Here is a 2,735-nt window from a genome sequence, read left to right on the forward strand (position 1 = left end):
ATCCGGGTGAAACGGATAACTTAACTTAATGCGTTCTTCTAATAGTTTGGCTTGCTGTTCAACTTCCTGTTTTTCTCGGTTTGTGGTGGTATAACTTTCTCGAAATTTGCGAAATAATGCCGCTTGCTGTCGGGCGACTTCAGCAATAATTTCTGTATTCCCAATATCAGTAAATAATCGTTTTCGCACCACCTCCATCACTTCATCCCCAGAGACGGGTTCTTTTTTCGCATCAATGCGACTAACGAGTTTATCTAAAACACTTAATAACCCTTCATTTCCGATGGCTTCTTGAACACTAGCTTGCAAAGAATAAACTAAAACTGTTTTAGGCAATTCTCGCACGACTTCTGTAAGTTTCTGTATAAAAGTTAGAATTTGTCGCCCAAAGGTTGAGTCTCCAAGGGTGATTCCCATTGCGTTTTCAATATATACTAAAAATTCATCCATCAGAATCAGAGTGGGTTGATCTCCGATGATTTTTCTTAAATCGTTATTTCCTGGGGCGGTGCGGTTTTTATCGTCTGCTTCTATTAATTGATAAGCTTCATATCCTCCAAGTTGCCAAGCTAAATATCCCCAAGGGGTGAGAATTTGGGGGCCGTTTTCAATTTGCGTTCCGGTTGAAACACTGATATCTAACCCGGTAAAGGCGGCAACTGTGACCTCTCCGGGGTCAGGTAAGGCATCTAGTTGAGAAATTCCTCGCAGTTGGTAACGGTTTTTGGCGAGATGATAGAGACTTAATAAAGTGTGGGTTTTCCCACCTCCGAAGGGGGTTCGCAGTTGGATGACTCGGTTTCCAGGTTCCCCTTTTAACCCGCTAAGAACATCAACTAAAATCCCTCTAAGTTCTCCGCTTAAGTAGGTAGCGTTAAAGAATTCACGGGCATCTCGATACAAGCGGGAACATTGAGAATCTTGGCGAATTACACTACCTAAGTTAATCGCATAGGTGGCATTATCTAACTTCCCATCCAGAATATCAGGATGGGGAGTAACAACTTGTGTCCAGGGTTTCAATTGATAAGCGGTCATAATTTTTTAGGGGAATAAACAACAATTTGAAAAAAATTAATTACTGATAACTGGTACAGACGCGCCATGGCACGTCTCTACTTAAGGTTTTTGTTGGGTAAACAAATTATCCTCTACTAAGCGTTTCCAAGATGCTAATAAAGTATCAATGGCTTGCTGTTCTTTGGTGCGGTTAGAAACGGTTTCTGTGGTTCCCGTTTCTGGGGTTAACGCTCGTCCTCCTAACGCTTGGGCGACTAATTTTAATTGAGTTGCATCGGGCATACTTTCAGCTAAGAAATTATTAACATTTTGGGGTTGATGTTCGGCTAACCAAAGTAACCGATGGAGAATATCTATTAACGTTGGCGGTGAACCGATAGTCTGCGGGGTTACATTAAAAGTTTGTTGTTTTTCAGTTTTCTGAATTCCTAAACCTTCAAATTCTCCCCGTTCACTATAATCTCGTAATTGTACTTGATTTTTAGTTTTCTTCAGTAGAGACGTGCCATGGCACGTCTCTACGGCTAATTTACCATCGGTTAAGCCCCCAACGCCATCAAGTTCAACGCCAACGCCTTTGGCTAAAGTATTGGCTTCATCAAAATCAACAACGGCTTCTCCATATTCATAACGCGCTAAAATATAATATTGGGTGGGTTTATCAACAAAACTCACGCCTTTTTTATCGCAAAGTAAGACTTCTGTTAATACCGTTTCTAAGACTTCTTTCTGCACTTCATCTAAGAATGAATTGGCATCTAATTCGTCTCCATTTGGTAGTTCAACTTTGTCATATTGGGTATAAGCGCGTAACCCCGCACCCACACAAGCAATAATTAAATCTGCCCCCGCTACTCCTTCTGACATTAAGCTTTTTACTCGGTCTTGAATAATACTTTTGAGTTGCGGTTGTACGTCCATTGCATAATCACCAATGTCTGTATTAGTGCGTTTTCTAGCAACTAAAAAGATACTGGAAGCCAGTGCAGCAGAATTTTGACTCCGTAACCGAGAACCCATTTCTGTATCTAAGGGCCATGCTTCTGTAATTGTAAATTTTGCCCGTCTTAAAGAATCAATTAAAGTTGACCATCCGGCAGTTGTTTTATGAGCATAAACGACAACCATCATTCCCCCATCTTTTAGGACTCGGTTGGCTTCACAAAAGGCTTGGTGCATCATATCTTCATACGCTTTTGCAGCTTTCTTTTTATCTCCACCATGTCGAGAAGGTTCCATAGTTGCTTCATTTTTTTTAGGGGTGAGTTGACTGGAAAAATGTTCTTTATAAAGATGTCCTATACTACGTTTTAACCAAACATAAAAGTAATCTGATAAATCGGCATAGGGAACAGAATCAAAATAAGGAGGGTCTGTAATAACTGCGTCTAAAGTATTTGATTCTATTGGCAATGCCATTGATGAAGCTCGTTGAATCAAAGCTAAATTATTATCAGAAGATTCGTGCCGAATAACTCTTATTATCCAATCAATTGAATTATAAGAACTACCCGATGTTGGTACTAATTGATTTGTTTCAACAAAGTCCCAAATCATAGGTAATGCTTGCCTGGAAAAAGTATGACCCGGCGTTAATCTGCTAGAATCCCAAGCTTGAACATTACTATTATAATCTGCCAATCTATCACACATTATCCCTAAATAAGTAACAATTGCCTTAGCTAATTCCTCCTCATATCCCTGCTGTAATATTT

General features: G+C 39.9%; 2 protein-coding genes. Both read right to left on the reverse strand.

All coding sequences use genetic code 11. The features are described from left to right. Positions 1-1,038, reverse strand: a 1,038-nt coding sequence (locus ACKPEB_RS12300; RefSeq protein ID WP_408965212.1) for a DUF499 domain-containing protein, incomplete at its 3' end; no start/stop codon positions are given. An 81-nt stretch (positions 1,039-1,119) separates the two neighbouring features. Continuing rightward, positions 1,120-2,735: DUF1156 domain-containing protein (locus ACKPEB_RS12305; RefSeq protein WP_408965213.1), on the reverse strand; the 1,616-nt coding region annotated here is incomplete at its 5' end.

It is taken from the genome of Planktothrix sp. (assembly GCF_046067725.1).
Taxonomy (GTDB): Bacteria; Cyanobacteriota; Cyanobacteriia; order Cyanobacteriales; family Microcoleaceae; genus Planktothrix.